Source organism: Dietzia sp. DQ11-71 (assembly GCF_014144995.1).
Classification (GTDB): domain Bacteria; phylum Actinomycetota; class Actinomycetes; order Mycobacteriales; family Mycobacteriaceae; genus Dietzia; species Dietzia kunjamensis.
This window is the reverse complement of the sequence record NZ_JAALDT010000270.1, coordinates 1-2,404: the sequence shown is the minus strand read 5'-3', so window position 1 is coordinate 2,404 and position 2,404 is coordinate 1. Positions and strand designations below refer to the sequence as shown.

Below are 2,404 nucleotides of genomic sequence, written 5' to 3'. Positions count from 1 at the left end.
CCGGCCGGCAGGGTCGCCGCGGCGCCGCCCACGCTCACAGCCACCGCGCCGGGCAGCGCGGTCAGGGCCGCCGTGACGTTCGCAACCGCCAGCTCGCAACGGAGCGTGTCGAGCCGGGGGTCCAGGTACTCGGGTTCGCCCGGCTCGCCGTCGTCCCCGATCGGTCCCCACCGGAACGCGGCCACGACGACCTGGGACCGGTGCGACTCCACCACGGCCTCGCCGCCGTTCCAGGCGGCCAGGTCACGCGTGTACTCGATGGCCTCCGGCACCGGCGCGTCGACCGCGGACACGATGACCGTCGCGTCCTCGACGTAGACGGCGGTGGCGGGGTCGTCGTCGCTGCCCCGCTCGACCTCGTACGACCCCTCGAAGATCTCGGTGAGCAGTTCACCGACCTCGTCGTGGCCGGGGGCGGGCCGGTCGAGCAGGACGATCGCCACCGGGGTCTGCTTCCACGACAGGTCCTCGCCGGTCTGCGGGTCGACGGCGGGCTGGTCGGGCTGCGGCGTGTCGGTCATGGTCCGAGGCTAACGCCTCGCCCCTGCCGCAGCACTGCCCCGGCACTGCCCCGGCACTGCCCCGACCGGCCACCACGCCCGCACCGCCGCCCAGCCCGCACGGCCGCCGGATCAGTTGAGCAGGAAGTCGATCACGAGGCGCTCGAACTTGTCCTTCTGCTCGATCATCGCCCAGTGGCCACAGCGGGAGAAGGCGTGGAGCTCGGCGCGCGGGAGCTGGCGGAAGGCGAAGTGGGCCTGCTCGTAGGGGAGCATGCGGTCGTCGCGGCCCCAGATGAGCATGGTCTCCTGCCGGATCTGCGAGGCGCGGGCGTACAGCGGCGTGTAGGCGTTCTCGGGCTTGAGGATCGAGCCGAACACGGAGTACATCCGCTCGACGGCGCCCGGGGCGGTGGCGGCCTCGGTGCGGGTGCGGATGAGGTCCTCGTCCACCACCTTCTTGTTGCCGACCATCGTGTCGACCCAGGCTGCCATGGCCTTGTCGGACGGCTCCGCGAGGAACTCGAACAGCCGGCGCGATCCCTCGCTCGGCTCGGGCGTGAACAGGGGAGCGGCCAGGCCGCCGGGGCCCATGAGCGCCATCTTGCGGACCCGGTGCGGGTAGGCCAGAGCGGTCTCGCAGGCGACGTTGCCGCCCATGGAGTTACCGATGATGTCGACCTTCTCGATGCCCTTGGCCTCGCAGAACGCGTCGATAGCCTCGGCGGCGATGAGCGGGTAGGCCTTCTCCCACTCCAGGTCGGAGCTCTTCCCGAATCCCGGCATGTCCAGCAGGATGGTGTGGAAACGCTCGGCGAAGACGGGGAAGTTGCCGGCGAAGTTGGACCACGCGGTCACGCCGGGGCCGGATCCGTGCAGGAAGAGGACGGGGACCGCGCTCTCGGGCTCGGCGACGCTCTGCTCGCCCGCCTCGTGGTAGTGCAGCTCGAAGCGGCCGGCGGTGATGGTCTTGCTGGTGGACTCGAAGTCGAGGGCGCTCATGACGTCCACGCTACTAGAACAGGTTCTAGGAATCCCACCGTCGTCCGAAATTAAGTCAGCCGCGCGGGGAGTCCCTGAAACATCCCCGCGCGGCGATGGCGAAACTCTAACCTGAAATCGCGCTGGGTGACAAGTCGGTAACAATTATGACGGGTGTCACATTGCCGTGCCCCGCCCCGATGCCGTTGGCCAGCAGTTATGAAACGCCACATATGGACACCCGGTGTAGATGGGGGTAGCGGTGGCCGCCCGGCCACCCCGGCCCCACACCCGGCCCGCGACCCCAGCCCCACGCCCTGGCCGCGCGGCCGCCGGCCCCGCGATCACCTCATGACGCGGTCGAGGAACGCGGTGGCGTCCGGGGTCGCCGCGTAGACGGTCCCACTGTCGACGCACTCTGGTTACGCGCGCCGCGCGGTTAGGTTGCCAGCCCTACAAGGCAGGAATAGCGTTGCTGCAAACACGTTGGCTAATTCCAGTAGAACTCGATCACTGCCGATCCCTTTCGCTCGCAATGGGTTCACAGCGGCGCCAGCCGTGTACTGCAAGCCGAGGTAGAACCATCCCCGCTCGCGCGGGGACTACTCGAATTGTGCCCCGCAGGTACGACAGTCCTCGGGACCATCCCCGCTCGCGCGGGGAGCACCTTCAACCTCACCCTGTGGGCGCAAGCCCTGCTGGGACCATCCCCGCTCGCGCGGGGAGCACCACGGCCGCACCGCGATCGCCACGTCCGCCGTCGGACCATCCCCGCTCGCGCGGGGACTACTCGAATTGTGCCCCGCAGGTACGACAGTCCTCGGGACCATCCCCGCTCGCGCGGGGAGCACCCCGAGCCTGGCGAGGTGGTCAGGTGGTGGCGGGGACCATCCCCGCTCGCGCGGGGAGCACGTCGGCCATGT

1 protein-coding gene and 1 pseudogene are annotated in these 2,404 nt (G+C 69.7%); both read right to left on the bottom strand.

Annotated elements, in window-relative coordinates; all coding sequences use genetic code 11:
• Window positions 1-521 (bottom strand): annotated as a pseudogene (locus tag G6023_RS10155) (hypothetical protein); the annotation flags it as partial.
• 111 nt (window positions 522-632) lie between these two features.
• Complete coding sequence (locus G6023_RS10150) at window positions 633-1,502, bottom strand: alpha/beta fold hydrolase (protein WP_182635337.1); 870 nt, start codon at window positions 1,500-1,502, stop codon at window positions 633-635.
• Window positions 1,503-2,404: the final 902 nt, after the last annotated feature.

Coding starts and splice junctions, on each gene's coding strand:
- G6023_RS10150 (WP_182635337.1), bottom strand. CDS start 1,502: ATGAGCGCCCTCGACTTCGAGTCCACCAGCAAGACCATCACCGCCGGC.